Below are 452 nucleotides of genomic sequence, written 5' to 3' on the forward strand. Positions count from 1 at the left end.
TACATCTGCCAAAAGCACGGAGATTCAGGAAGAACATGAGAGGGAAGAATACGCGACTTTCAAGTTCTACAAAACGGTTATAAGACACCGCATTTGGAAAATATGACTTCAAAGTTCCTCTAATAAAGAATAGGTAATAATGCTTGAAGTTTCGGAACGAGCCGAAATGGAAATACAGCAAAATCGTCATGATTTCACTATCAGATAAAGAGGCTTTACGTCGTCTGCGCTTTACTCCATCTTCACTCAAAAGCAATTTTCCTGCATTTTCAGCATCAAAAACTTTGTAAAATTCATCAATAATACAAAATAATTCTGTAACTTTGTCCTTGGTAATCTCCATAATGATATCTTTTTATGTTTGTAACTAATTGGATTTCAACTACAAAGATACAAAAAATATCGGAGATTACCAACTTTTTTAGGCACTATTTCTTATCCCGAACTGAGGT

At 34.5% G+C, this 452-nt stretch carries 1 pseudogene; it reads right to left on the reverse strand.

The features are described from left to right. Nucleotides 1-343 (reverse strand): annotated as a pseudogene (locus tag ACQRBJ_RS16245) (IS982 family transposase); the annotation flags it as partial. Nucleotides 344-452 lie beyond the last annotated feature (109 nt).

Origin of the sequence: Prevotella sp. SGI.167, assembly GCF_050313615.1 — a bacterium.
GTDB lineage: Bacteria > Bacteroidota > Bacteroidia > Bacteroidales > Bacteroidaceae > Prevotella.